This window comes from Natrinema saccharevitans (genome assembly GCF_001953745.1).
Taxonomy (GTDB): Archaea; Halobacteriota; Halobacteria; order Halobacteriales; family Natrialbaceae; genus Natrinema; species Natrinema saccharevitans.
In genome coordinates, this window is record NZ_LWLN01000001.1 from 1,278,292 (window position 1) to 1,301,339 (window position 23,048).

The following is a 23,048-nucleotide window of genomic DNA, read 5'->3' on the forward strand; positions in this document are numbered from 1 at the left end:
GTGTTGGCTCCTGCGTGGCCGGTTCAGGGAATTCGGACCGAATGCTCGAGGGTGCCGACGCCTTCGACCTCGATTTCGACGGTGTCGCCGTCCGAGAGCGGGCCGACGCCCTCGGGCGTGCCCGTCGCGATCACGTCGCCGGGCTCTAGGGTGAGATACGTCGTGATCTCGGCGATCAGTTCCGGGATCGGGAAGATAAGTTGCTCGCGGGAGCCGTCCTGCTTCAGGTCACCGTTGACGCGAGTCCGTACGGACGCGTCCGCGGGGACTTCGTCGGGGGTCGCCAGCACCGGTCCGATCGGGGCCGCGCCGTCGAAGGCCTTCCCGCGGACCCAGTTCTGTTCCTGGCGCTGATCGTCGCGGTTCGAGAGGTCGTCGACACAGGTAAAGCCTGCCACGACGTCCATCGCGTCGGCTTCGGAGACGTGGTGGCACTGCTCGCCGATGACGACGCCGAGTTCGGCCTCGTGGTCGATCCGCTCCTTGCCCGCAGGCAGGGTGACGGTGTCGCCGTGGGCCGCCAGCGTGTTCGGCGGCTTCAGGAAGAGCAAGGGTCGATCAGGCACCTCGGAGTCGAGTTCCGCCGCGTGGTCGGCGTAGTTCTTTCCGATACAGACGATCTTCGACGGCTCCGTCGGCGGTAACACGTCGATCTCGTCGCTCTCGAGGTCGTAGCTTTCCGTTCCGAACTGGACCGTGCCGTTCTCGTACTCGCCGCGGCGGACGGCACCGGCCGGGTCGCGAAAGCGGACGTATTTCATGCTCGGTGGAATGGACACCGGGGATCAAAAGCGTTGAGAAGCCGGACGGTCCGAGGGGTGGCCTGCGGGCCTCGGAAAGGGCGACGCCGTCCTCGAAAACACGGGGCCGGTCGACGCGAGCGACGTGACTCCGCCGATCGTCGCCCTGCCGGGACTCGAGCGGGAACCGAATGGTGTTCGTATCCTGATGAGTCAGCGTGCGTGACCTCGTGGCAGTGCCGGATCGGAACGGAACGCTTTTCATTAGCCCTCGGCAACAAGCAGTTGCGAGACGCGCTCCGTTGGCGAGGTGGACACAGTCCGTTGCGGCTCGGTGCGCGAACGCAATGAACGCTCCGTTGGTGTAGTCCGGCCAATCATTTCGGCCTTTCGAGCCGATGACCTGGGTTCAAATCCCAGACGGAGCACTTTTCGGCGAACAAATCCGTGAGCCGAAAATGCGGCCCTTGATTTGAATCAGACCAGTCGCGCGCAGCGTAGCGAGCACGTCTGGGCGTGGTTCAAATCCCAGACGGAGCATTTTCCGACGGCCGAATTCCGGAGTCCCGACTATGGATCGGGAACTGCCGCCCTAATACGTGAGAACTGGCCTCACTCGAGCTTCCGGAAGCAGTTGTGGCAGTACGACGCGACCGGGTCGTTGTCCGCGGCACAGACGTCACACTGGTCGTCGCGAGTCGTCGACGGGCGGGATTCGGACGGGGACGCGAAGCGTCGTTTCTGGGGGTCAGTGTACGCGTCGAGAACGTCGCCCCACGTGACTGCCGGATCGGGACAGCCCGCACGATCGCTCGCACGCGAAACCAGCGAACTGCGTTGCAGTCGGCCGAGTCCGCGCCAGAGTCCCAGAAAGCAAAGCGACGGGAGCAGACAGAGCGAGAGGACCGTTCCCAGGAGGACGAGGCTCATAGGGAACGGTTCGTCTCGCTCACCGTAACCGCACTCGTGGAATGGTCCACGAGTCATATACGCCACCACGGATCCCGTGGGACGAGCCGTGTGGCCGCCCGAGTGACGGCTCACGGCCAGCCGACCGAACCCCCACGGCTACTCGGCGTTCGCGGTGGTGTTTCGCAGTTCGCAGTCGACGTAGAACCCGTCCAGCAGACCGCTTCCGAACAGGACCTCGCCCGTGTACGGCTGGCGGTCGTCCACGTCGACCAACACGACTCGAGGGGCCCGATCGACGCTTCGGACGTCGACGCTGATCGCGACGATGTCGCGGCGCTCGGCGCTGCCGCCGGACCTGACGATCACGTCGTCGATCGCGCCGGTGCTGCCGATCCGCTCGAGGAGGGGGTCGCCGGTAGTTGTCCGGTCCGCCCCGGTGTCGGCCTTCGCGACGACCGTTTCGGTCGCGTCGGTGCCGCTGACTGCGACCGTCTCGAGGCGGCCGACGACCGGTTTGGCTGGCTCTGTTATACCGATCGGTTAGGAATGACGCCACTATAGTAGCCACTGAACGTCATTGCACACCTGATCGCACGACAGCGCTGCGATCAGTGTGTAACTCGTTGCAGCGGCTACTATAGAGCGTACCTGTCCGTCGAAGGCGCGGGGAGCGCCGGGGAGTCGTCGGAACGGTCGCGTTTTCGTCCTGTGGGTGGACAGGGGAGAGTCGAAACCGTCAGTGTCGAAACACTCGCTCTCTCGCGCCAGAGAGAAGTTGCTATCCGTAAACTCCTAATATAAGCAGCCGTTTAGATCAACCAATGACGTACGAGAATCTGGATTCCGATCTGGTAAACGAACTGCTCGACGACGGCCGCTCGAGTCTCCGCAGCCTCGCGGAGGAACTCGACGTCTCCGTGACGACCGTTTCGAACCACCTCTCGGACCTCGAAGACGAGGGCGTGATCGAGGGGTACACGCCCAAGATCGATTACGACGCGGTCGGCTACGACGTGACTGCGGTCATGCAACTCAGGGCAGAGGGGAACGCCCTTCCCGAGATCACGGAGACGCTGAAAGACCACCGACAGATGATCTCCGTCTACGAGGTCACGGGTGACTACGACGTGATCGCCATCGGGAAGTTCAAAGACACCGACGACATGAACGACCAGATCAAGCAGTTGATCACCGACCCGGACATCAACCAGTCGAGTACCAGTATCGTCCTCAACGCCGTGTGTGAGAACGAGCAGTTCGAACTCGAGACGGACGGGGACAGCTAACGGTCTACTGCGGCCCGGGACTGTCTGCATCGATCGGTGACTGCTCTCGCTCGCGGTCCCGCTGACGCGTCGTCACGGCAATCTGCCCGGGGAGGTCGCAAGCGGCGCTGCGGGCGGTCTCGCCGGATAGGCGAGGCGGTACGTGCCGGACTGACCGGCACGCTGGACGGCGCGCTACTGGCCGAGGAACTGGCGGGACTCGAGGGGGGTTTCGAGCGGGTGCCCCAGCTGGCGTCGATGGGGGTCCCCGAGTGGGGGGGCGTCGGCCTATCAGGAGCTGACGACGCCCGCGTGGACGATCAACGACCACCTCGCGGAGGTCGAATTCTTCGCGAGTGCCGAGGAGGCTCTGCCGGCCTGTACCCCCGATCACATCGAGGAGTACTCAGCACGTCAACACGTTCTCCCTGCCGCTGTACGACGATATCGACAGCGCCGAGTGGATGATGCCCCACCTCACCGGCGGGACCAACCCCCAGCCGAGTTCTTTCGATCCCAACACCCGGACGATGGTCGTCAAGGGGGCCAACGAGCCGATGGCGCTGTCGTGGTACGAAGAGGAGTACGAGGTCGGTGAGGGGTACATGGGCATGGATATCGTCGGCGGAGACCCACCCGAGGATATCGAGGAACCCGACGAGCCGCCCCTCGACGCCGAGGGCGAGGACCCACACCTCGAGGCGGGAGTCGACGAGGGGGACGGCGACGACGCCGAAACCGCGGCCGACGGGGACGGCGACGCGTCGGGCCGTCCCGCCTATCCGCCGGAGTGGAACGGTACGATCGGCGTCATCGCCGGCATCGATCCCTACACCGGGGACGTGAAGTGGCAGGAGTGGTGCGACCGGTCCAACTACCATCCCCGCGGCGGGTCCTTTACCACGCCGATCAGGCTGGCCTTCGCGGGCACGCCCAACGGCGTGATGGCCGCCTACGACGTCGAGTCGGGCGACCGCCTCGCCGAGTTCGAGGTCGGCGACCACGGCGTCGACGGCGCGCCGATGTCCTGGGTCGACCCCCACGAGGAGAAACAGTACGCCGCGATGCCCGCCGGCGGCGGCCACCACACCGACGTCGAACTGAGGACCACGCTGGCCGTCTTCTCGCTCGAGATCTGAGGGGCCGGCCGGCTTTTTTCGCGCGCGGACGGAATCGCGAGCGACCGCGTCGGCGCCCGGCGTCGCGTCCGACGCGATCAGTGTTCGGATCGCTGTTGGGGGACGATCCGGTAGACCGCGCCGTCGTCTTCCTCGATGGACGGCGTCGCCGACGTCAGGACGTAGAGTTCGCCGGCGTCGTCGCGGCCGAAGCCGTAGACGAATCGGTTCATGGCCCCGTCGGACGCGACCGGCTCGCCGTCGTCCTCCTCACCGTCGCCGTCGTCCGCTTCGTCGCCGCCGTCGTCGCCTCCGCTCGCGGTCTCGACCTCGAGTTCCTCGATCGGCCAGCGCCCGCCCTCGCTCTCGGCTTCCCCGCTGTCAGCCTCGTCGCCGCCGTCGTCTTCCCCGGTGTCCGTCTCGACCGCCGCGTTCTCCTCGAGCCACTCGGTCGGCGGGCGGGCGGCGAACAGCCGGCCGGGGCTCTGGCCGTCCCGGCTCCAGTCGCCGAAGACGTAGGTGCCGGCGAGGGCGTCGACTGCCTCGCCCTCGTAGAGGAAGCCGCCGATCACGGAGACGCCGACCGGCTCCCCGTCGGCCTCGTGGGGGTACTCGAGGACCGGATCGAGCAGCGGCTCGCCCCCGCGGACCGACTCGGGGGTCTCCGCCGGACACTCCGCGGGCGGCTCCGTCGGCGACTCGGTGCTGAAACAGTGGGTCCCTTCCCTGACGTTCCAGCCGTAGTTGCCGCCGCGTTCGACGTGGTTGACCTCCTCGAACAGCTCCTGACCGACGTCAGCCGCGAGGATCGCCCCCTCGCCGGTGAGGGTCATCCCCCACGGGTTGCGCAGTCCCCACGCGTAGTACTCGTCGCGGTGGCCCTCAGCGTCGACCAGCGGGTTGTCGTCGGGGACGCCGTAGGCGCGCTCGTCGCCCTCGTCGGCGGCGTCGCCGCCTCCGTCTCGGGACGTCTCCGACGTCCCGCCGTCCACATCGATCCGGAGAATGCCACCTAGTAGGTTCTCCTCGGTGTCCTGTCCGTTCCCGCCCTCGTTCTCGTCGTACCAGTCCTCGACGTGTCCCTCGCCCGAATCGTTGGCCCCGCCGCCGTCGCCGGTGGCGACGTAGAGATAGCCGTCCGGGCCGAACGCGATCGGCCCCGCGTTGTGGTTGAACTGCGGCTCCGGTATCTCGAGGAGCCGTCGTTCGGAGTCGGGATCGGCGCTCGCGTGGTCGTCGTCCGCCGTCCGGAACTCCGAGAGGACGAACGCGTGATCGTACCCCTCGGGCGCGTCCTCGGTGGGCGGTGCGCTGTAGCGGACGAAAAACCGGCCGTTCTCTGCGAAGTCGGGATGGAAGGCCAGTCCGAGCAGGCCGCGCTCGTCGAACCCCTCGCGGAGGTCGACCAGTCGGTCCGAGACGTCGAGGAACGGCTCGGACGCGAGGCCGTCCTCGCCGTGGACGGAGATCGTGCCGGTCTGGTCGACGACGAACCGGCGGTCGGCGTCCTCGTCGGCCGTCTCGAGCGTGATCGGGTTGGCGAACCCGTCGGCGACGGACTCGAGGCCGACGGTCGGTCCCTCGCCGATCGGCGGGCCGTCGTCGGTCGCCGCCTCGTCGCCGCCGTCGCCGCTCCCCACGAGTTCGATTTCGCCCGTCATCGAGGGGCGATGCGGGCCACAGAAGTACTCGACCATTCCCTCCTCGGCGGTGAACTCGACGGTCTGGGTCTCGCCCGAACTGGCCACGAGATCCGTCTCGACGAGTCGCTCGTCGTTCTCGTCGACGATGACGAAGTTGTGGGCCGCGCCGTCCAGGTTCTCCCACGTGAGGGTGTACTCCTGACCCGCCTCGAGTCGGAGGGTCGGGTTCCGCTCGTCGGCGATCTCGTCGGGCGCTTGCCCGACCCAGCTACTGACTCGACCGCCGAGTTCGAGTTCGCTCGGGAGCGACTCCTGTCCCAGCGCCGTCGACGCGACGCCGGCCAGGGAAAGCGCCGCCGATGCTCTGAGGAGCCGCCGCCTCGAGAACGCGTGATCGTCGTTCCGTGTCATAGTGATCAGCACGCCGGGTAGCGATCCGCACCCGACCGCGTACTGGATATCGAGGTCTCGATAACGCGCAATAAACCGGTCCGATCGTTCCCCGCTCAAGAGCGACTTGGGTGACTCGAGCGGTTCCAACACCGGCTTGCTGTCGCCTAACTGGTTGTTTCGGTTCGCCCGAACTCGGTCGTATGTCGTTACTATGCCCCGAGGAACTGGGAATCGCGACCGTTCGGCCGTCCCGTGGCGGTTCACCGGTCACAGGTAGTTCGCGACCCAGTAGGCAGCGGAGAGCCCACACAGCGGGAGGCCGCCGACGCGGGCGACGCGGCCGCGGGCGAGCATGGCGGCGCGACGAGCGGACAAGCACCGAGAAACGGCCAGTGGACCGTCAGCACGTCCCCGCCGGTCCCGATCGGTTGCACCGCGGCGACGATGCCGGCGTTGGCGGTCACGTAGAAGACCGTGCTGCCGATCACGTTGTCGACCGCCAGCGCCGGCCGGTTCCGCCGGACGGATTCGACGGTGACGCGAGGTCCGGGAGAGAGACGAACGCCGCGGCTACGCCGAGGCCGGCTCCTCGTTTACGATCTCCGCCTCGGAGTGGGAGCTCCCCTTCGAGTACGACGACCCGGTCGAAGTCGAGATCGAGGTCGCAGACCAGCGCGACCGGGAACTCGAGGTCGAACTCGAGTTTACGGCACCGGCGGGCGGCGAGGACCTCTCGGTCCGATAACCGCCGGCGGTTCAGTCGGCCTCGAGCAGCCCGCCCTGTGCCAGCGCGTCTCGGAGGTTTCGCCACTCCTCTGGCGAGTGCCAGCCCCAGCCGTGACGCCGGACCCCCTCGCTCGCGGCGAAGCGATCGATCGCCCGCTCGAAGGTCCTGGCGAGGCGGTCGGCCGACCCGTCGGTGTCGGTCGCGGCCGTCCGAGCGATCGACTCGGGCGCGCACACGGCCTTCGCCCAGTCCGCCAGCGCCGTCTCGAGGAACGCCGCGAAGCGGTCCCGTTCCCGTCGGAGGAGGCCTTCCGCCGCGATCAGCGCCGGTCCGTACGCCGGGTAGGCCGCCGACACCGCGAGGGCATCGACGGTTCGGCCCGCCGACTCGAGCCGGGCGGGATCGGACGCCATCCCCGTCACCGCGTCGACGTCGCCCGAGCGGGCGGATCGGTGAGCGCCGGGGCGGCAATCGATATCGACGCTCGAGCGGTCCGACCCCGATCCGTCGAACGGCCGTTGACGGTCCGAAACTGACGAACAGAGCGTTCTGACGCCGCTCAGAACGCGTCGGTATTCCAAAAGCTATTAATGCGGCGGTGTGGCCGTAGTCGGCAATGGACCAGACCCATCATATAGCGGCCGATACTGACGCGGTACACGAACGGATCGTCGCCGGTATCGCGGCGCTCGAGGGAGTCGATCCGACGGCGTTACCCCCGCTTTTCGACGCGGTCGATCCCGATGCGCTCACGGCGCTTTTCGCGACCACCGAATCGGGCGGTCGCCGGTCCGGTCACGTCGGCTTCACGTACGCGGGCCACGAGGTCCGCATCGAGTTCGACGAACGCGACGACCCCGTCGTGACGATCGATTGACCGCCGGGTCCCGACGTGCGGCCGATCGGATCGACTCCGCGGTGCCGGGCTCGGTTCCGACGCGATTCGGTTCGAACGAAGACTAATAGACCGTCGGCGGATAGCTCCCCGCAATGGCACGACTCGACCGGCTCACCGTGTATCCGGTGAAGGGACTGGACGGCATCGAACTCGAGGCGGCCGCGGTCCGCGAGGGAGGGACGCTCGCCCACGACAGGGAGTTCGCCCTGTTCGACGCCGACGGCGAGGTCGTAAACGGGAAGCGGACCGACCGCGTCCACGACCTCGAGACCGACTACGAGCCGTCGACGGCGACGCTGTCGGTGACGGCACCGGACGGCGATCGCCGGCGGTTCGACCTCGAGGCGGACCGCGAGGCCGCCGCGGCCTGGTTCGGCGACTTTTTCGATGCTGACCTGTCGCTCGAGCGCGACGCGTCGCTGGGGTTCGTCGACCGCCGCGAGATGGGGCCGTCGGTGATCAGCACGGCGACGCTCGAGACCGTCGCCTCGTGGTTCGACGGGACGACCGTCGACGGCGTCCGGCGGCGGCTCAGGGCCAACGTCGAGATCGGCGGCGTCGACCCCTTCTGGGAGGACCGGTTCGTCGGCGAGGACGCCCCGGCGTTCGAGGTCGGCGACGTTCGATTCGAGGGCGTCACGCCCTGTGGCCGCTGTGTCGTCCCCCAGCGCGATCCAGATACCGGCGAGCCGACCGACGGGTTCCGGCAGCGGTTCGTCGAAAAGCGCGAAGCGACGTTCCCCGACTGGGCTGACCGGGACGCGTTCGATCACTACTACACACTGATGATCATCGCGCGCGTTCCCGAGCGCGACCGCGGCTGCACCCTCACGGTCGGCGAGCCGGTCGAAACCGGTCGTCAGTGATCGATACCGGGCCGCTGGAACGTCGTCTCGGCGTCCGATCGAGCCCCGGTCTCCGCCTCGAGGGCATCCTCGAGTTCCCTCGCGGCCAGCAGTTCGTTGCGGTCGGGTTCGCCGGGCCGGTAGAAGTAGTAGGTATCCGCACAGCCGGCGACCAGCTCCGAGAGCGGCCGGTCCTCGTCGTGGACGACCGAGACGAGATCGCCGGTCACCGCGATCAGGACCGCGTCGTCGGGTTTGTAGAGGGCGTCCCGAAGTTCGCCCGCGGTACTGTCGTCCGGTAGCTCGAGGGTGACGCCGTCGACGGTCGCCCAGCGCGTCTCCATACCCGTCCGTTCAGGGTGGAGTCGTTATACGGTTGTGCGCGCAGAACCATGCCGGTGCCGACTCCGGGTCGGGGAGTCGGATCGATCCCCCGCACGGCCAGTGCGATAAAGTAGGGGCCGACGAGAGGGTCGGTGTGATGAGCGATCGGACGGACGCCGCGGTCGAGACGCTCGAGTTCGTGACCCGGTCGCCGAGCCGGGTCCGAATCCTCGAGCGCCTCGACGCCGAGGGGACGGTCTCGCGGGATGCGCTGTCGGCCGAGGTCGGCGTCGTGCGGACGACGCTGAGCCGGAGCCTGTCCGCGCTGGTCGACCGGGGGTTGGTTCGCGAACGGGGGAACCGCTACGAGATCACGGCGGCCGGCTCGCTGGTCGCCGAGGGGGTGGCCGCGGCGCTGGAACGGACCGACGCGGCGGTTCGCCTGCGGCCGGTCCTCGAGCGGCTCGACGAGGAGTGGCTCGGGGTCGATCCCGCCAGACTGATCGACGCGACGGTGGTCGAGGCCACGACGGCGAACCCGTACGCGCCGGTCACCCGCCACGCGGCGACGCTGGCAGAGGCCGATCGCGTGCGGGCGGTGTTGCCGGCGACCGGCGTCGAGCCCCTCGAGGCCTCGCGAGAGGCCATCGCGGACGGCGCGGTCTTCGAAGTGCTGCTGGCGGAACCGGTCGCGGAGAGCGTGCGGGCGGATCCGGCGCTGACCGACGCTTTCGCGACGATACTCGACGAACCGTCCGTCTCGGTGGGTATCGTCGACGAGAGCGTTCCGTTCTATCTCGGCGTCGTCGACCGGACCGTCCAGTTCGGCGTCCACGACGACAGCGGGCTCCCGACGGCACTGCTCGAGTCGACGGACGACCGCGTCAGGGAGCGGGCGCTCGAGCGGTTCGACGCCCTCAAGCGAGATGCGACGTCGTTCGCATTGGAGTCGTAGGTCGCGGTTACGCCCCGCAGTGTGCATGGTGCGCACACAGTGTGCGAGGTACACTAATGACCACGGCGGCCGTGCAATTGATCGCGGTAGGTGGATTGCAAACCGCGCTGACGGCCCACGGATGGGGGAGTACGCAACGGGCCACGACGTTCCGACTGACGACCCACCGACCGGCGACGCCGTGAGCGATCGCCGGTCGTCCTCACGCGCTTTCGATACCGATCCGATGTTCTGGAGCGACGGCTGGGGCGACCGGTTCGGACGGTCTACTGGAAGTCGTTTCCGGTGGGACCGCGACCGCATTACGGTCTCACGGGTAACCCGGTACAGCAAACCGTATCAGGAAACGCTTAGTCGGTCGCGGCCGGTAGTCCGACCGTGAGCGAGAACCGCGTCGTTCAGGGGCGAATGGTAACGGCAGCAAAACTCGCCGAACTGATCGAGGGCGAGTCGGTGATGGAGGTCGACTCGATCGAGGAGGCCGACGAGCCGTGTCCGGACTGCGGGGGCAACGCGTTGAAGGTGGTGTACATGCCCTCCGTGACCGAACTCGTGACCGGCTGGAAGTGTCAGGACTGCGACTGGAGCGAGACGGACCGGGACTAGCCGCGACCGAACGGTCGACGGGACACCGCGGCTACCGACGTGTTTTCCGACTCCGAGAGTCGCCGTCTCGCCTCGAAAATCAGGGATCGAACGCGTTACTGATCGGTGTTCGCGAGTCCCGAGACCGGGGCCGCGCCCGCGACGATCGCCCCGGTCGAGAGGATCGCGGCCGAGAGGACGACGAAGACGAGCACGATCATCGCTGTGACGATACGTGCGACCGAGACGCCGAACGAACCGGGGATACCCCTCCCCGGCGATCGGTCACCAGACCAACCACTCGAGGGCGAGGACGACGGCCGCGAGGAAGAGGTGTTCGCCGTCGACGACGAAACCGTAGTAGAGGGGCCCGCGATCGGGCGTCGCGAAGGGGATGTACGCACAGACGTAGGCGTTCATCGCGAGGACCGCGAGGAACTCGCCGGGGACGACGCCGCCGCCGACACAGCCGACGACCGCCAGCGCGACGGCCGCGGTCGCCACCAGCGACAGTCGTCGCGTCCGCGCCGTCCCGAACAGGTTCGGCACCGTCGGGATCCCTTCGGCGCGGTCGCCTTCGATGTCTTTCACGTCGAAGATCACCGCGGCGATCGTGATCATGACGGTCACGTAGGCAGCCAGAAACAGGATCTCGGGGGCGAACACCTGCCCGTAGTAGTAGCCGACGCCCAGCGGGATCGCGCCCCACGCGAACCCGACGACGAGGTTCTTCACGAGGAAGACCTGCTTGATCCCGCCGACGGAGTACAACAGGACCACCGCGAGCGGGAGGAACAGATAGCGCGCGCCCGGGAGTCCGAGCGCGACGGCGACGGCGACCGCGACGACGTAGAGGCCGACGCCGATCGGCAGCCAGTAGCGGCCGTACCGCTTCGTAAACGCCGCGCGCCGCGGGACGTTCTGCTCGTCCTCCGCGAGGTCGGTAAACCGATTGACCGTGTAGACGAACATCGTCGCCGCGAAGACGATAAAGACCGGCAGCGCCTCGAGCGGCAGGTCGGCGAGCCGGGTCGTCGTGACGACGACGCTGACCGTCGCCAGCGAGATAAAGAGGTTACTGTGGACCAGGAATCGGGCCACGGTAGCGAGCGACGACGCCCAATTCGAGGGGCGACGGGTCGCGGTGGGGTTCGTCACGGCGGTGTCTCGTCTCGACCGTTAGGAGAGCCGAGGGTTGAATGCTGTGCTAGGACGTGTCGGTTCGCGGGACGGAACCAGGTCGATTCGGCGTCGACATCCGCGAGGACGGACCCGGTCGGGCGACCGACACGACGGCGTGTGCCTGCCGTGGGACGGTCGGTCGGCGGGTCGAAAATCGACCACTCGTGACGAGGGTTCCGGTCGGAGTTCGAACGTGTGCCCCCACACACGCTCGCTTCAGTTGAAAACCCACACAAAGAAGGGGGACGAAACGACGGTCGGGGAAATCGGGCGGCAGTGTCGTTAATGTGCGTCGACGGATTCCCCGTGGCGAGTGGAAACTGGCAGGATTTAAGCAAGGCCGGAACGGCCGTTCGAATGGTATGAAATTACACGAGTACCAGGCGAAGCAGGTCTTCGCCGATGCCGGGGTACCGACGCCGGACTCGCAGCTCGCGTCCGACGTCGACGGCGTCGTCGCCGCGGCCGAGGAGATCGGCTATCCAGTCGCGGTCAAGGCGCAGGTGCAGGTCGGCGGCCGCGGGAAGGCCGGGGGAATCAAACTCGCCGAGGACGAGGACGAGGCCCGGGAAGCGGCCGACTCCATCCTCGGGATGGACCTGAAGGGCTACCACGTGGATCGGGTCCTCGTCGAGGAAGCGGTCGACTTCGTGAACGAACTCTACGTCGGGATCACGATGGACCGCGGCGAGGGCGAGCCCGTCGCGATGGTCTCGACCAAGGGCGGGGTCAACATCGAGGAGGTCGCCGAGGAAGATCCCGAGGCGATCGCCCGCGAACACATCGATCCCGCGTTCGGAATGCACCCCTACCAGGCCCGCAAGGCCGTCTACGACGCCGGCGTCGACCAGTCGATCGCGCGCGACGTCTCGAGCGTCCTGACGACGTTGTACGAACTCTGGGACGAGAAAGACGGCTCCGACGCCGAGATCAACCCGCTGATGGTCACCAGCGATAACGAGGTCATCGCGGCCGACGCCGTGATGAACATCGACGAGGACGCGCTGTTCCGCCAGCCCGAACTCGCCGAGATGGAAGAAGAGGCGGCCGGCGGCGACGAACTCGAGCAGAAAGCCGACGAGTACGGCTTCGACTACGTCCGGCTGGACGGTAACGTCGGCATCATCGGTAACGGTGCCGGGCTCGTGATGACGACGCTCGACTTGGTCGACTACTACGGCGGCGAACCCGCCAACTTCCTCGACGTGGGCGGCGGCGCGAAGGCCGCCCGCATCGCGAACGCGCTCGATATGGTCTTCTCCGACGACAACGTCGACTCGGTCGTCTTCAACATCTTCGGCGGCATCACGCGCGGCGACGAGGTCGCCCGCGGGATCAACGAGGCCCTGGAGCAGTTCGACGAGATCCCCAAGCCGGTCGTCGTCCGACTGGCCGGCACCAACTGGGAGGAAGGCATGGAGATTCTGAACGAGGACCTCGTGACGGTCGATCAGACCCTCGAGGGCGCGGTCCAGCGTGCTGTCGAATACGCTGACGAGGTGAACGAACAATGAGTTCTGATAGACGATCCAACGCTCGCGACGCTCGCTCGGCTGCGACTATCAACCTCACGCTCACCACCACGGGGTGGTTCGCGTGAGCGTACTAGTCGACGACGACACGCGCGTCGTGGTACAGGGCATCACCGGCGGGGAGGGCAAGTTCCACGCCGAACAGATGATGGAGTACGGCACCAACGTCGTCGCTGGCGCGGTCCCCGGCAAGGGCGGGCAGGAGGCCGCGGGCGTCCCCGTCTACGACACGGTCCACGAAGCGGTTGCGGAGGAGAACGCCGACACCTCGGTCATCTTCGTCCCGCCGGCGTTCGCCGGCGACGCCATCTTCGAATCGCTCGACGCCGACCTCGATCTGGCGGTCGCGATCACGGAGGGCATCCCGACCCAGGACATGGCGCGGGTCAACAAGCGCCTCTCCGAGACCGACACCCGCCTGATCGGGCCGAACTGTCCCGGCCTCATCACCCCCGGCGAGGCCAAACTCGGCATTCTCCCCGGCAACATCTTCGCCGAGGGGAACGTCGGGCTGGTCTCTCGCTCGGGCACCCTGACCTACCAGGTCGTCGACAGTCTGACCTCTCGCGGCATCGGTCAGACGACCGCTATCGGCATCGGCGGCGACCCGATCATCGGGACCGACTTCGTCGACGCCCTCGAACTGTTCGAAAACGACCCCGACACCGACGCCATCGTCATGTGCGGCGAGATCGGCGGGGAAGACGAGGAAGAGGCGGCCGCGTTCATCGGCGAGAACGTCGAGACGCCGGTCGCTGGCTTCATTGCCGGCCGTACTGCGCCCCCGGGCAAACGGATGGGCCACGCCGGCGCGATCGTCTCCGGTTCCGGCACCGGGACCGCCGAGAGCAAGATCTCGGCGCTCAACGACGCCGGCGTCCCCGTCGGCGACACCCCCGAGGAAGTCGCCGACCACATCGAGGGCTTCCTCGACTAACGCCGTCGGCCTCTGTGTCGGTCCGTGACCGGCGCGGCGGCTACTCTCCCTTTCCGTTCTTTTCTCTGTGTCGCGTCGACCCGCTCGAGCGGCGACTGCAGTCGAATTCCTGCAACAGTTTCAGACGGATGGCCCTCGGAGTCACGGCTATGCCGGCCTGGGTCGACTGCGACGGCTGCGGCCTCGAGGGAACGATTCCCGAGCGAGAAGCCGTACCCGGCGGCGGCACGCGCTGTCCGTCGTGTGGCGAGCGGTCGTTCTCCGTTCGGCGGTCGGGACTCGACTGGCACCCCGATCCGTGACGGTCGGGCCGGCTCGGGACCGGCGTCAGATCATGGAAAAGGGACGACCCGCCTGACCGCGCGGGCGAGGCGACGGCAGCGAGCGATCAGAACAACCCCTTCAGCACCGACCGGAGCCGGGAGAGCAGTCCGCTCGAGCCGTCGGCATCCGACGCGGATCCGTCGTCCCCGGCCGTGGACTCGTCGTCCGTGGGACCGTCGGCCCCGTCCGCGGACGCGTCGCGGTCGTCGGTCCCGAGGGAGGGGACCGCGTCGGGCGCGTCGTCGGCGTCGGCACCGCTCTCGTCGTCGCGCTCGCTCGTGGCGGTGTCGGCGTCAGCGTCCTCGAGGGGGTCCTCGGTCTCGGCGTCCGCCGGCGACACCTCGACGTCGGCGTCCGAACTCGCGTCGTCAGTTTCGGGCGCCGCGTCGCCGTCGGACGGCGATTCGGATTCGATCGGCGTCGCGTCGTCGGATTCGTCCTCGAGGGCCGTGGTCGTCTCCGTGTCGGTCGACGCGTCGTCGAACTCGAGGGCCGCCCCCGCCCCGGCCTCGGGCTCGTCCGCCGTGTCGTCGACCTCTCCCGGTTCGGCCGTCCCGTCGAGTTCGGACTCGGCGTCCTCGTCGTCGACCGCGTCGCCGAAGACGTCGTCGAGGTCCGTCCCGTCGGCTTCCCAGGCCGATGTCGACTCCGCGTCCGACGCCGACTCGGAATCGGCGGCCGCCGTCGGTTCCCCCGAATCGTCGGGATCGACCCAGTGGAACTCGCCCTCGCCGTCGGTCGAACGGCCGGTCAGCAGGAGGTCCGCGAGTTCGTCCTCGTCCGCCAGCAGCGCGTCGTCGACCGCCTCCGTCTCCGGATCGGGGTCGTCCGCGCTTGCGATAATATCGTCCGGGCTCTCGTCGGCGAGAATGTCGTCGGCCCCGCCCGCGTCGGCGTCGTCCCGAAGCTGATCGAAGACGTCCGCCGCCGTCCGGTCCTCGACGGCGTCGATTCCGGTCGCGTGTTCGTCGCCCGACTCGGCTGCCGCCTCGAGGCCCCCGAGGTGGTCGGCGGCGCTCGAGCCCGCCTCGAACGCGCCCTCGCCCGGAGTGATGTCCGTCGTACTATCGTGCATACGCTCGCTCTCTACTACTGGATTATCACACGACTTTAATTTTTGGAATTTTTTCAGTCACGAAGGATGAGATCGCTGTCGTATTAGTCTACTGGCCGCCGGGTGCATCTGATGGAAACGATATTTGATAATTGTCCAGTCAATCTGCGTCATGGCTGGTGATTCGCAGAATCAACGTTTCGGAGACATCGACGTCGATTCGGCTGTTCCTCGCCGACTGTGAATCGATACAACGCCTACTACTCGAGCGTGTGCAGGTCAGCCAGTACGATTGGGGTGTCGAGTGCGGACCGATATCGGTTCGGAGACGTCGCGATACCGTTCCTCTCCAGGGAGTGCCGTCTTTTGTTCGACGACTTAGCAGATATTATCAAAAACTAGACGTTTGTCTAGTAATTTGGAGAGATTATTATGGGTGCAGTTTGGCTGGCTACACATGGCCTATAGACGATCACGGCGCGGTGGGTTCCCTTCACCGGTCACCGTTCTCACGACGGTGACGGCTGCGCTGATCGCCGGCGTGGCCCTCGGTGGCGTGTTACATGTAACCGGGAACCTTCGAACGGTCGCCGCCATCTACGGACTCGAGGGGGTCGTCAACGAGTGGACGCTCGTGTTCGGACACAGCGTCCTCGCCACCGGCCCGTTCGTCGCGCTCGTGAACCGCTTGCGGAGGGAGCGACGCGTTCCGCGACCGCTTGCGGAGAGCTATCGGAACCCGTTCCTCTGTGCCTGTCTGGGAACTGCCTACGGCGTCGTGCTGTGGGTCGCCGTCATCGCCTACGGAGCGCCGTTCGCGTTCGGCCTCGTCACCGCGAACGCGTCTCCGGTGCCGTACCGACACTGGGGTGCGTTCTACGCGCTGCTCGTGTTCGGAGCGGTCTGCGGTGCGTGGTCTCCCCTGCTCAGGGAGTTCTTCGAAGACCGCCAGTAGTCGTCGGTCGTCGGATCGAAACCGATCTCGTGCGAGCGACCCCGATTCGGAGGCCGGGTCAGGTCCGGTCGACGAAGTCGACGATGCGGTCGGCGATCTCCTCGCCGGCGTCTTCCTGCAGGAAGTGAGCCGCCTCGTCGATCCAGACGTCGGGCTGGTCGCTCGCGGTCGGGAGCAACTCGCGCAGCGGATCGCGGTTGTCGGCGGTGATCGGGTCTTCCTTCGCGAACAGGACGAACGCGGGTTTCTCCCACTGCGCGAGTCGGTCCCGTGCATCGGCGAACAGATCGGCACCGGGATCGTCGGGCGATTGCGGGACGAGGCCGGGGAACGTCCGCGCGCCGGCCATGTATCGCTCGTCGGGGAACGGCGCGCGGTAGGCGTCGATCACGTCCTCGGAGAGGTCCCGATAACAGCCGTTCGCGACCAGTTCGCCGATATCGAGGTCCTCGGCGGTGGCGACCATCTCGGCGAACGCGTGCCAGGTGTCTGTCATCTCCTGGGTCCCGTCGGGGAGGCCGGTGTTCATCGGCACGAGGCGGGCGAACCGCTCGGACTGCTCGGCGGCGAGCGCGAGGCCGAGCAGCCCGCCCCAGTCCTGACAGACCAGCGTGATATTCGTCAACTCGAGTTCCTCGACGAACGTCCGGAGCGCGTCGTAGTGCATCTCGACGGTGTAGTCGTCGCGGTCCTCGTACCGATCCGAGCGGCCACAGCCGATCAGGTCGGGGACGACGACGCGGCCGCGCTCGGCCAGCGTCGGCATCAGTTTGCGGTAGAGAAACGACCAGGTCGGCTCGCCGTGCAGACAGAGGAACGTCTCCTCGGCGTCGCCGTTGCCCTCGCTACCGCCCGTTTCCACGTACGCCATGTCCAACTCGCCGATATCGACGTACTGCGGTTCGTAGTCGAAGTCCGGAACGTCCTCGAAGTGCTCCTCAGTGATACTAACAACCATACTGCACGATATCATACAACACTATACAAAAATTGGGAAATCGACGTGAACGACCCGATCGGTATTGCGCTCGGACACCGTCGTCGATCCGACGCGGGTCGTCCCGTCGGAGCGGGTCCGACCGGTCGTCGGCCAACTCCGATGGTAGCCGCCGACAGTCACTGCACACCTATAGTAGCCACTGACAGTCATTGCACACCCGATCGCACGACGGCTGTGCGATCGGTGTGTAAATCGTTTCAGTTGTTGCTATAGCTTCGACGGCTCCCTAAACCACCGCCATATAACGACAAAATACTTACCAGTGTCGGCTGCAGAAACGGTCATGCGCCGCCCGCGCCGCTCCCTCCTCGCTGCGATCGGTAGCATGGCACTCGCCGGCTGTCTCGCCGGCGACGACGAGTCGCTCGCGAACGACTCGCGTCCGGACGACGACCTCACGCCGCTTCCCGACGACGACCGAACGCTCCCGCCGCCGGGGACCGATCCCGACGGCTACCCCGACTACGACGTCGATCGGCTCGTCGCGTTCGACGAGATCGATCCCGCGGAGACCGCGATCTGCCTCGAGCCGTCGGCCGCGTCGATCACCGAGTCCGAGCGACTGACGTTCACGCTGTCCAACGAGTCGGACAGCGGGTTCACACACAACCCGTATCGGTGGTCCCTGCACAAGCGCGTCGACGGCCGCTGGTACTACGTTGCGCCACGGGGGATAAACGAGCCGGCACACACCCTCGAACCGGGCGACAGCTTCGCCTGGGATCTCACCGTCGATAACGACGGGATCGAGGACGGGCGATCGACCGGTGGTCACGGCGTCGCCGAACCCGATCCGATCGCCGGTCTCGGCGGCGGCGAGTACGCCTTCGGAACCGACGGGGACTTCGACGACGGCCCCGCTGAGGGCTCGGTCGGGTTCTGCGCCCGATTCGAACTCGAGGCGGACTCCCTGTCGCTGACGACGACGGACGCGATCACGAGCATCGAGTGGGAGGACGATCTCCTCGTTGCGAGTTCGGATCGCGTGGCACCAGAGGGTGACGACGCGCGACTGGGCGCGTACGAACTCGTCCGAACGAACGACGACGTGGCGGGAACCGAACTGATCGGGGAAACGCTCCTGCGGAACGATCAGTTGCGGGACGCCGTCGCGTTGGCCCGCGAGTACGACGCCGACCGGGTCCGGCTCGAGGAGTACGACGCCTGGACGCCGATCTTCGGGATCGACGACACTCGCTACTACCACTACGACGGCGAGACGTACGCGGTCTCGACGCGGGTCCTCGATACCGACTGAGCGGTCCGCCGATCGATCGAACCGCTCCGACAACCAGTGCGTTTCACCCACAGTGAGAATCCACAATCATTATATTATCGTCAACCCCCATTCGAATTGTGGTTTACGAGACTGGCAACGAGACGGTCGACGACGCGCTCGAGCGGGTCATGGCCGGCGAACGACTCGATCGGACCGACGGGGTCGCGCTGATGGCCCAACCGGTCGACGCGCTCGCCGAGGCCGGTGCCGCCGTGCGGGATCACTTCGGCGACGGCACGGTCGACGCCTGCTCGATCGTCAACGCGAAGGCGGGCAACTGCGCGGAGGACTGTGGCTTCTGCGCGCAGTCGGTTCACTTCGACACCGGCATCGACACCTACGGCTTCCTCGGGCCCGAGAAGATCCTCGAGGCGGCCAAACGGGCCGAACGCGACGGTGCCCAGCGCTTCGGCATCGTCGTCGCCGAGAAGGGGGTCTCGAAGGAACACCGCCCCGAGGAGTGGGCGGAGGTCCTCGAGTCGATCCGCCTCGTCCGCGACGAGTGCGATCTCGAGGTCGACGCCTCGCTTGGCATTCTGACCGAAGAGGAGGCCGCGATCCTCGCCGAGGAGGGGATCAACCACTACAATCACAACATCGAGACCTCCCCGAACTACTTCCCGGAGATCGTCGATTCCCACAGCTTCGAGGATCGCGTGAAGACCCTCGAGGTCGCCAAGGAGGCCGGGATGGACCTCTGTGCGGGCGTGATCCTCGGGATGGGCGAGACGCCGACCGACAGGGTCGAGGCCGCGATCGCCTTACAGGAGATCGGGATCTCCTCGCTGCCGGTCAACGTCCTCAACCCGGTCGCGGGGACGCCGCTGGCCGAGCAGGGGGTCGACATCACCACCGAAGAGATCGTCAAGACGGTCGCGGTGTACAAGCTGCTCCACCCCGACTCGCGGGTCCGCCTGACCGGCGGCCGCGAAGTCAACTTAGCGCCCGAAGAGCAACACCTGCCGCTGGAAGCCGGTGCGGACGGCCTCCTCACCGGCGACTACCTGACGACCGAGGGGCAATCCCCCGGCGACGACATCGAGATCATCGAACGCGCCGGACTCGAGCCCAACACGGACACGAACGAGTTCGACCCCGAGGCGGTCAAGGCCCGACACGGCGAGGCGGCGGAATCGTCGACCGAGACGGCGAGTACCGGCGCGGAACCGAGCGACGACTGACGACGCGACGAATGCAGCACATCGACACCATGGACGAAATCACGTTTGCGGTACTCGGAACCGGAGGCATCGGCCGACGAGCGCTCGAAGTGAGCCAGCACAAGGACGCGCTGACGCCCGTCGTGGCGTGTGACCGCCACGGCGTCGCCGTCGACTTCGACGGCCTCGACGTCGACGAGTTGCTCGCGGCGACGGAGGGCAATATAGACAACGAGGTGGCGACGGACGGCGGCCCGGCCGCGGCGACGGCCGCGGGCGGCGTCAAACAACACGGCGAGCAGCAGGGCGTCGTCGCCTCGAGTCAGGCCCGTCCGAGCGAGGAGCCCATTCAGGAGATCATCGACCGCGGCGACCGGATCGACGCCGTGTTGCTCGCGCTCCCGAACTACGAACACGACTTCATTCCCCGAACCGCCGACCGCTTCGCCGAGGGCGGGTATTCGGGCGTGATGATCGACGTCCTCAAGCGCTCTCGCGTGATCGACATGCTCGACGACCGCAGCGAGGAATTCGAGGACGCCGGTATCACCTTCGTCTGCGGTGCGGGCGCGACGCCCGGGCTCCTGACCGGCGCGGCCGCGCTGGCCGCCCAGTCGTTCGTCGAAGTCACCGACGTCGACATCCACTGGGGCGTCGGCCTCAAATCGGGGTACGAGGACAACCGCGGCACCGTCCGCGAGGACATCGCGCACCTCCCCGAGTACGACATCGAGACCGCCCGCGACCTCTCCGAGGCGGAGATCGAGGCGATCATCGACGACCACGACGGCGTCATCGAGTTCGAGGACATGGAACACGCCGACGACGTCCTCCTCGAGCGCGCCGGCGTCTGTGACGCCGAAGACGTCACGGTGGGCGGGATCCTCGACGTGCGCAACGACGAGAAGCCGACGACGACGACGGTCCGCGTGACCGGTCGCACCTTCGACGGCGAGACGGCGACGAACACCTTCCAGTTGGGCGACGAGACGAGCATGGAGGCCAACGTCAACGGTCCGGCGCTGGGGTACCTGAAAACGGGCGTCCGACGCAACCGCGCCGGCGAGTACGGCGTCTTCGGGCCGGCGGATCTGATGCCCGGCTTCTGAGCGCCGATTTCCGGTCCGATCGTTTTCATGAGTAACCCTAGACAATTCCCGATACCGCCGCGTATCGACCGGCTCGATCCGCCTGCGAGCCGAACCGGCCGACCGACACGAACCGTGAGAGTCAAACCGTGGCGCTGAGTCAATCTACCCGAATGGCCGACCGCGGGTTCGATCTCGAGGGACGACTCACCGCCCTCGAGGAACACGATCTGAAGCGCGCCCTCTCGCCCGTCGACCGGGTCGCCGAGCGGGGCTACTTCGCCGAGCCCTCGGGCGGCGATCTTCCCGTCCTCGATAGCGCAGAGGCGCTGGTCTTCGCGTCGAACAACTATCTGGGGCTGACCGACGATCAGCGGGTTCAGGATGCGGCCCGACAGGCGGCCGCGACCGTCGGTACCGGAGCCGGCGCGAGCCGGCTCGTCACCGGCGACACGCTGGTTCACCGCGATCTGGAACGCCAGCTCGCCGAGACCAAAGGGACCGAGCGCGCGCTGGCCTTCTCGTCGGGCTATGCCGCCAACGTCGGGACGATCGCCGCCCTCGAGCCGGACGTCGTCTTCTCCGACGACCTGAACCACGCCAGTATCGTCGACGGCTGCCGGCTCGCCGACGCCGAGACGGTCGTCTACGACCACTGCGACGCCGCGAGCCTGCGAGCGACCCTCGAGGAACGGGCCGAGCGTGCGACCCGCGAGGGCCGGGAGCCGGCCGACGAGTCGTGGCTGATCGTCACCGATTCGGTGTTCAGCATGGACGGCACCGTCGCGCCGCTGTCGGCGATCTGTGACGCCGCCGAAGAATACGGCGCGTGGGTGATGGTCGACGAGGCCCACGCGACCGGCCTCTACGCCGACGGCGGCGGCGTCGTCCAGGCCGAGGGGCTCGAGGACCGCGTCCAGATCCAGCTGGGGACGCTTTCGAAGGCGCTGGCGAGTCAGGGTGGCTACGTCGCCGGGAGTTCGGAGCTGATCGAATGTCTGTGCAACGATGCGCGCTCGTTCGTCTTCTCGACCGGACTCGCGCCGCCGGCCGCCGCGGCCGCCAGCGAGGCGCTCCACGTCGCCCGCCACGGCGACGCGCGCGAGCGACTCTGGGAGAACGTCGCCCACCTCCGGGACGGCCTCGAGTCGATGGGGTTCGAGGTCTGGGGCGACTCCCAGATCCTCCCGGTGGTCGTCGGCGACCGGCGGGACGCGATCGCCCTCGCCGACGGGGTCCGGGAACGCGACGTCGTCGCGCCGGCGATCCGCCCGCCGACGGTGCCCGAGGGGACCAGTCGGATCCGCGTCGCCCCGATGGCCACGCACGACCGCGACGACGTCATCGCCTGTCTCGAGGCCTTTCAGGCCGCAGGTCAGGAGGTGGGGCTGCTGTGACTCGGCCGCTCGCCGTCGTCGGTACCGGTACCGGCGTCGGCAAGACGGTCGTCACGGCCGGTCTCACCCGGCTGTTCCGCGAGGCCGGCCACGAGGCGCGGGCGATCAAGCCCGCCCAGACCGGCCACCCGCCCGACGACGTCGACGAGTCACAGTCGTCGGCTCGACGAACTTCGCTCGTCGGTGACGCCGGGTTCGTCGCCGCGGCCTGTGACGACCCCGACGCCGCCACCTGTCCGCGCTACCTCGAGCCGGCACTCGCCCCGCGGGTCGCGGCCGAAGTGGCCGGCGAGGACCTCGCCTACGAGCCGATCCGCGAGGCCTGCGAACGCGAGATCGCGGCGACGCCGGTCCCGATCGTCGAGGGGATCGGCGGGCTCCGGGTGCCGCTGGCCGGCGACGAGGAAGTGATCGACCTCGTGGCCGACCTCGACGCGGCGGCGGTCGTCGTCACGCGCTCGGGGCTGGGGACGCTCAACCACACCGCGCTCTCGGTCGACGCGCTCGAGGACCGGGGGATCGACGTCCGCGGCGTCGTCGTCAACGAGTACGCGGGCGAGACGCTCGCCGAGCGGACGAATCCCGACGAGTTAGAGCGAATGACCGGCTACGCGGTCGAGACGGTGCCGCCGCTCGAGGACGGCGACCGCGCGACGCCCCGCGATCTCGCGGCCGGCGTCGCCGACGCGCTGTCGCCGGCGTTTCGCGATCGACTACCAGTCGGCGACGACTGAG

Annotated in this window: 25 protein-coding genes, 1 tRNA gene and 1 pseudogene; 18 read left to right on the top strand and 9 right to left on the bottom strand. The window is 67.3% G+C overall.

The genetic code is table 11. From position 1 onward, the window contains the following. Positions 1 to 23: 23 nt before the first annotated feature. Positions 24 to 761, bottom strand: coding sequence for a fumarylacetoacetate hydrolase family protein (locus A6E15_RS06475; protein ID WP_076144869.1), 738 nt, complete (start codon positions 759 to 761; stop codon positions 24 to 26). Between the two features lie 332 nt (positions 762 to 1,093). Here A6E15_RS06475 and A6E15_RS06480 point away from each other — a divergent pair. Beyond that, a tRNA-Glu gene (locus tag A6E15_RS06480) sits at positions 1,094 to 1,168 on the top strand. 184 nt (positions 1,169 to 1,352) lie between these two features. Here the strand turns inward: A6E15_RS06480 and A6E15_RS06485 are convergent. Both A6E15_RS06485 and A6E15_RS21355 read right to left on the bottom strand, forming a co-directional pair. Beyond that, complete coding sequence (locus A6E15_RS06485) at positions 1,353 to 1,670, bottom strand: zinc ribbon domain-containing protein (RefSeq protein WP_076144870.1); 318 nt, start codon at positions 1,668 to 1,670, stop codon at positions 1,353 to 1,355. 138 nt (positions 1,671 to 1,808) lie between these two features. Continuing rightward, positions 1,809 to 2,018 (bottom strand): hypothetical protein, encoded by a 210-nt coding sequence (locus A6E15_RS21355; RefSeq protein WP_245800534.1) that lies wholly within the window; start codon positions 2,016 to 2,018, stop codon positions 1,809 to 1,811. A 455-nt stretch (positions 2,019 to 2,473) separates the two neighbouring features. On the opposite strand from A6E15_RS21355, the gene lrp reads away from it, so the two are divergent. Beyond that, the gene (gene lrp, locus A6E15_RS06495; RefSeq protein WP_076144874.1) at positions 2,474 to 2,938 is read left to right on the top strand and encodes an HTH-type transcriptional regulator Lrp; all 465 of its coding nucleotides are present in this window, start codon (positions 2,474 to 2,476) and stop codon (positions 2,936 to 2,938) included. A 446-nt stretch (positions 2,939 to 3,384) separates the two neighbouring features. Continuing rightward, positions 3,385 to 4,056, top strand: coding sequence for a PQQ-binding-like beta-propeller repeat protein (locus A6E15_RS06505; protein WP_245800535.1), 672 nt, complete (start codon positions 3,385 to 3,387; stop codon positions 4,054 to 4,056). A 77-nt stretch (positions 4,057 to 4,133) separates the two neighbouring features. On the opposite strand, the gene A6E15_RS06510 is transcribed toward A6E15_RS06505, so the two are convergent. Then, positions 4,134 to 6,089 (bottom strand): PQQ-dependent sugar dehydrogenase, encoded by a 1,956-nt coding sequence (locus A6E15_RS06510; RefSeq protein WP_076148218.1) that lies wholly within the window; start codon positions 6,087 to 6,089, stop codon positions 4,134 to 4,136. A gap of 559 nt (positions 6,090 to 6,648) precedes the next feature. Here A6E15_RS06510 and A6E15_RS21360 point away from each other — a divergent pair. Beyond that, positions 6,649 to 6,816 (top strand): annotated as a pseudogene (locus A6E15_RS21360) (amphi-Trp domain-containing protein); the annotation flags it as partial. 11 nt (positions 6,817 to 6,827) lie between these two features. Here the strand turns inward: A6E15_RS21360 and A6E15_RS06525 are convergent. Next, positions 6,828 to 7,211, bottom strand: coding sequence for a hypothetical protein (locus A6E15_RS06525; protein ID WP_245800536.1), 384 nt, complete (start codon positions 7,209 to 7,211; stop codon positions 6,828 to 6,830). 203 nt (positions 7,212 to 7,414) lie between these two features. Between A6E15_RS06525 and A6E15_RS06530 the strand changes: the two genes are divergently transcribed. Then, the gene (locus A6E15_RS06530) at positions 7,415 to 7,675 is read left to right on the top strand and encodes a HalOD1 output domain-containing protein (RefSeq protein WP_076144875.1); all 261 of its coding nucleotides are present in this window, start codon (positions 7,415 to 7,417) and stop codon (positions 7,673 to 7,675) included. A gap of 113 nt (positions 7,676 to 7,788) precedes the next feature. After that, positions 7,789 to 8,562 carry an MOSC domain-containing protein gene (locus A6E15_RS06535; protein WP_076144877.1) on the top strand — a complete coding sequence of 258 codons (774 nt, stop codon included), beginning with the start codon at positions 7,789 to 7,791 and terminating at the stop codon, positions 8,560 to 8,562. Here the strand turns inward: A6E15_RS06535 and A6E15_RS06540 are convergent. After that, positions 8,556 to 8,885, bottom strand: coding sequence for a hypothetical protein (locus A6E15_RS06540; RefSeq protein WP_076144878.1), 330 nt, complete (start codon positions 8,883 to 8,885; stop codon positions 8,556 to 8,558). The two genes, A6E15_RS06535 and A6E15_RS06540, sit on opposite strands and share 7 nt — an antisense overlap. Positions 8,886 to 9,022: 137 nt before the next feature. Between A6E15_RS06540 and A6E15_RS06545 the strand changes: the two genes are divergently transcribed. The 3 genes from A6E15_RS06545 to A6E15_RS06550 all read left to right on the top strand — a co-directional run bounded on the left by A6E15_RS06545 (position 9,023) and on the right by A6E15_RS06550 (position 10,426). Beyond that, complete coding sequence (locus A6E15_RS06545; RefSeq protein WP_076144880.1) at positions 9,023 to 9,820, top strand: helix-turn-helix transcriptional regulator; 798 nt, start codon at positions 9,023 to 9,025, stop codon at positions 9,818 to 9,820. 56 nt (positions 9,821 to 9,876) lie between these two features. Continuing rightward, complete coding sequence (locus tag A6E15_RS21660) at positions 9,877 to 10,005, top strand: hypothetical protein (RefSeq protein ID WP_277612896.1); 129 nt, start codon at positions 9,877 to 9,879, stop codon at positions 10,003 to 10,005. A 193-nt stretch (positions 10,006 to 10,198) separates the two neighbouring features. Then, positions 10,199 to 10,426, top strand: coding sequence for a DUF5795 family protein (locus tag A6E15_RS06550; RefSeq protein ID WP_066296321.1), 228 nt, complete (start codon positions 10,199 to 10,201; stop codon positions 10,424 to 10,426). Positions 10,427 to 10,690: 264 nt separating this feature from the next. Here the strand turns inward: A6E15_RS06550 and A6E15_RS06555 are convergent, their stop codons facing one another. Further along, a complete protein-coding gene (locus tag A6E15_RS06555; protein WP_076144882.1) occupies positions 10,691 to 11,563 on the bottom strand; it encodes a UbiA family prenyltransferase in 873 nt (290 codons plus the stop codon). Between the two features lie 386 nt (positions 11,564 to 11,949). Here A6E15_RS06555 and sucC point away from each other — a divergent pair, with 386 nt between their 5' ends. The 3 genes from sucC (at position 11,950) to A6E15_RS20825 (ending at position 14,358) form a co-directional block, all read left to right on the top strand. After that, the gene (sucC, locus tag A6E15_RS06560; protein ID WP_076144884.1) at positions 11,950 to 13,101 is read left to right on the top strand and encodes an ADP-forming succinate--CoA ligase subunit beta; all 1,152 of its coding nucleotides are present in this window, start codon (positions 11,950 to 11,952) and stop codon (positions 13,099 to 13,101) included. A gap of 82 nt (positions 13,102 to 13,183) precedes the next feature. Continuing rightward, positions 13,184 to 14,056: a succinate--CoA ligase subunit alpha gene (gene sucD / locus A6E15_RS06565; RefSeq protein WP_076148220.1), complete on the top strand. Its 873-nt coding sequence runs from the start codon at positions 13,184 to 13,186 to the stop codon at positions 14,054 to 14,056. Between the two features lie 149 nt (positions 14,057 to 14,205). Continuing rightward, the gene (locus A6E15_RS20825; protein WP_175607215.1) at positions 14,206 to 14,358 is read left to right on the top strand and encodes a hypothetical protein; all 153 of its coding nucleotides are present in this window, start codon (positions 14,206 to 14,208) and stop codon (positions 14,356 to 14,358) included. Between the two features lie 86 nt (positions 14,359 to 14,444). Here the strand turns inward: A6E15_RS20825 and A6E15_RS06570 are convergent, their stop codons facing one another. Beyond that, positions 14,445 to 15,455, bottom strand: coding sequence for a putative sodium/potassium/calcium exchanger (locus tag A6E15_RS06570; protein ID WP_076144885.1), 1,011 nt, complete (start codon positions 15,453 to 15,455; stop codon positions 14,445 to 14,447). A gap of 436 nt (positions 15,456 to 15,891) precedes the next feature. Between A6E15_RS06570 and A6E15_RS06575 the strand changes: the two genes are divergently transcribed. After that, positions 15,892 to 16,389, top strand: a complete 498-nt coding sequence (locus A6E15_RS06575; protein WP_245800537.1) for a hypothetical protein — start codon at positions 15,892 to 15,894, stop codon at positions 16,387 to 16,389. A 58-nt stretch (positions 16,390 to 16,447) separates the two neighbouring features. Here the strand turns inward: A6E15_RS06575 and A6E15_RS06580 are convergent, their stop codons facing one another. Further along, the gene (locus A6E15_RS06580; protein WP_076144889.1) at positions 16,448 to 17,347 is read right to left on the bottom strand and encodes a haloalkane dehalogenase; all 900 of its coding nucleotides are present in this window, start codon (positions 17,345 to 17,347) and stop codon (positions 16,448 to 16,450) included. A gap of 325 nt (positions 17,348 to 17,672) precedes the next feature. On the opposite strand from A6E15_RS06580, the gene A6E15_RS06585 reads away from it, so the two are divergent. The 5 genes from A6E15_RS06585 (at position 17,673) to bioD (ending at position 23,047) form a co-directional block, all read left to right on the top strand. Beyond that, positions 17,673 to 18,647 carry a hypothetical protein gene (locus A6E15_RS06585; RefSeq protein ID WP_245800538.1) on the top strand — a complete coding sequence of 325 codons (975 nt, stop codon included), beginning with the start codon at positions 17,673 to 17,675 and terminating at the stop codon, positions 18,645 to 18,647. A gap of 98 nt (positions 18,648 to 18,745) precedes the next feature. Continuing rightward, positions 18,746 to 19,849 carry a biotin synthase BioB gene (gene bioB / locus A6E15_RS06590; protein ID WP_076144891.1) on the top strand — a complete coding sequence of 368 codons (1,104 nt, stop codon included), beginning with the start codon at positions 18,746 to 18,748 and terminating at the stop codon, positions 19,847 to 19,849. A gap of 29 nt (positions 19,850 to 19,878) precedes the next feature. Then, complete coding sequence (locus A6E15_RS06595) at positions 19,879 to 20,937, top strand: transcriptional regulator (RefSeq protein ID WP_076148224.1); 1,059 nt, start codon at positions 19,879 to 19,881, stop codon at positions 20,935 to 20,937. Between the two features lie 152 nt (positions 20,938 to 21,089). Further along, positions 21,090 to 22,313 (top strand): aminotransferase class I/II-fold pyridoxal phosphate-dependent enzyme, encoded by a 1,224-nt coding sequence (locus A6E15_RS06600; protein WP_076144892.1) that lies wholly within the window; start codon positions 21,090 to 21,092, stop codon positions 22,311 to 22,313. Continuing rightward, positions 22,310 to 23,047 carry a dethiobiotin synthase gene (gene bioD, locus A6E15_RS06605; RefSeq protein ID WP_076144894.1) on the top strand — a complete coding sequence of 246 codons (738 nt, stop codon included), beginning with the start codon at positions 22,310 to 22,312 and terminating at the stop codon, positions 23,045 to 23,047. The genes A6E15_RS06600 and bioD overlap by 4 nt, the downstream gene beginning before the upstream one ends. Position 23,048: the final 1 nt, after the last annotated feature.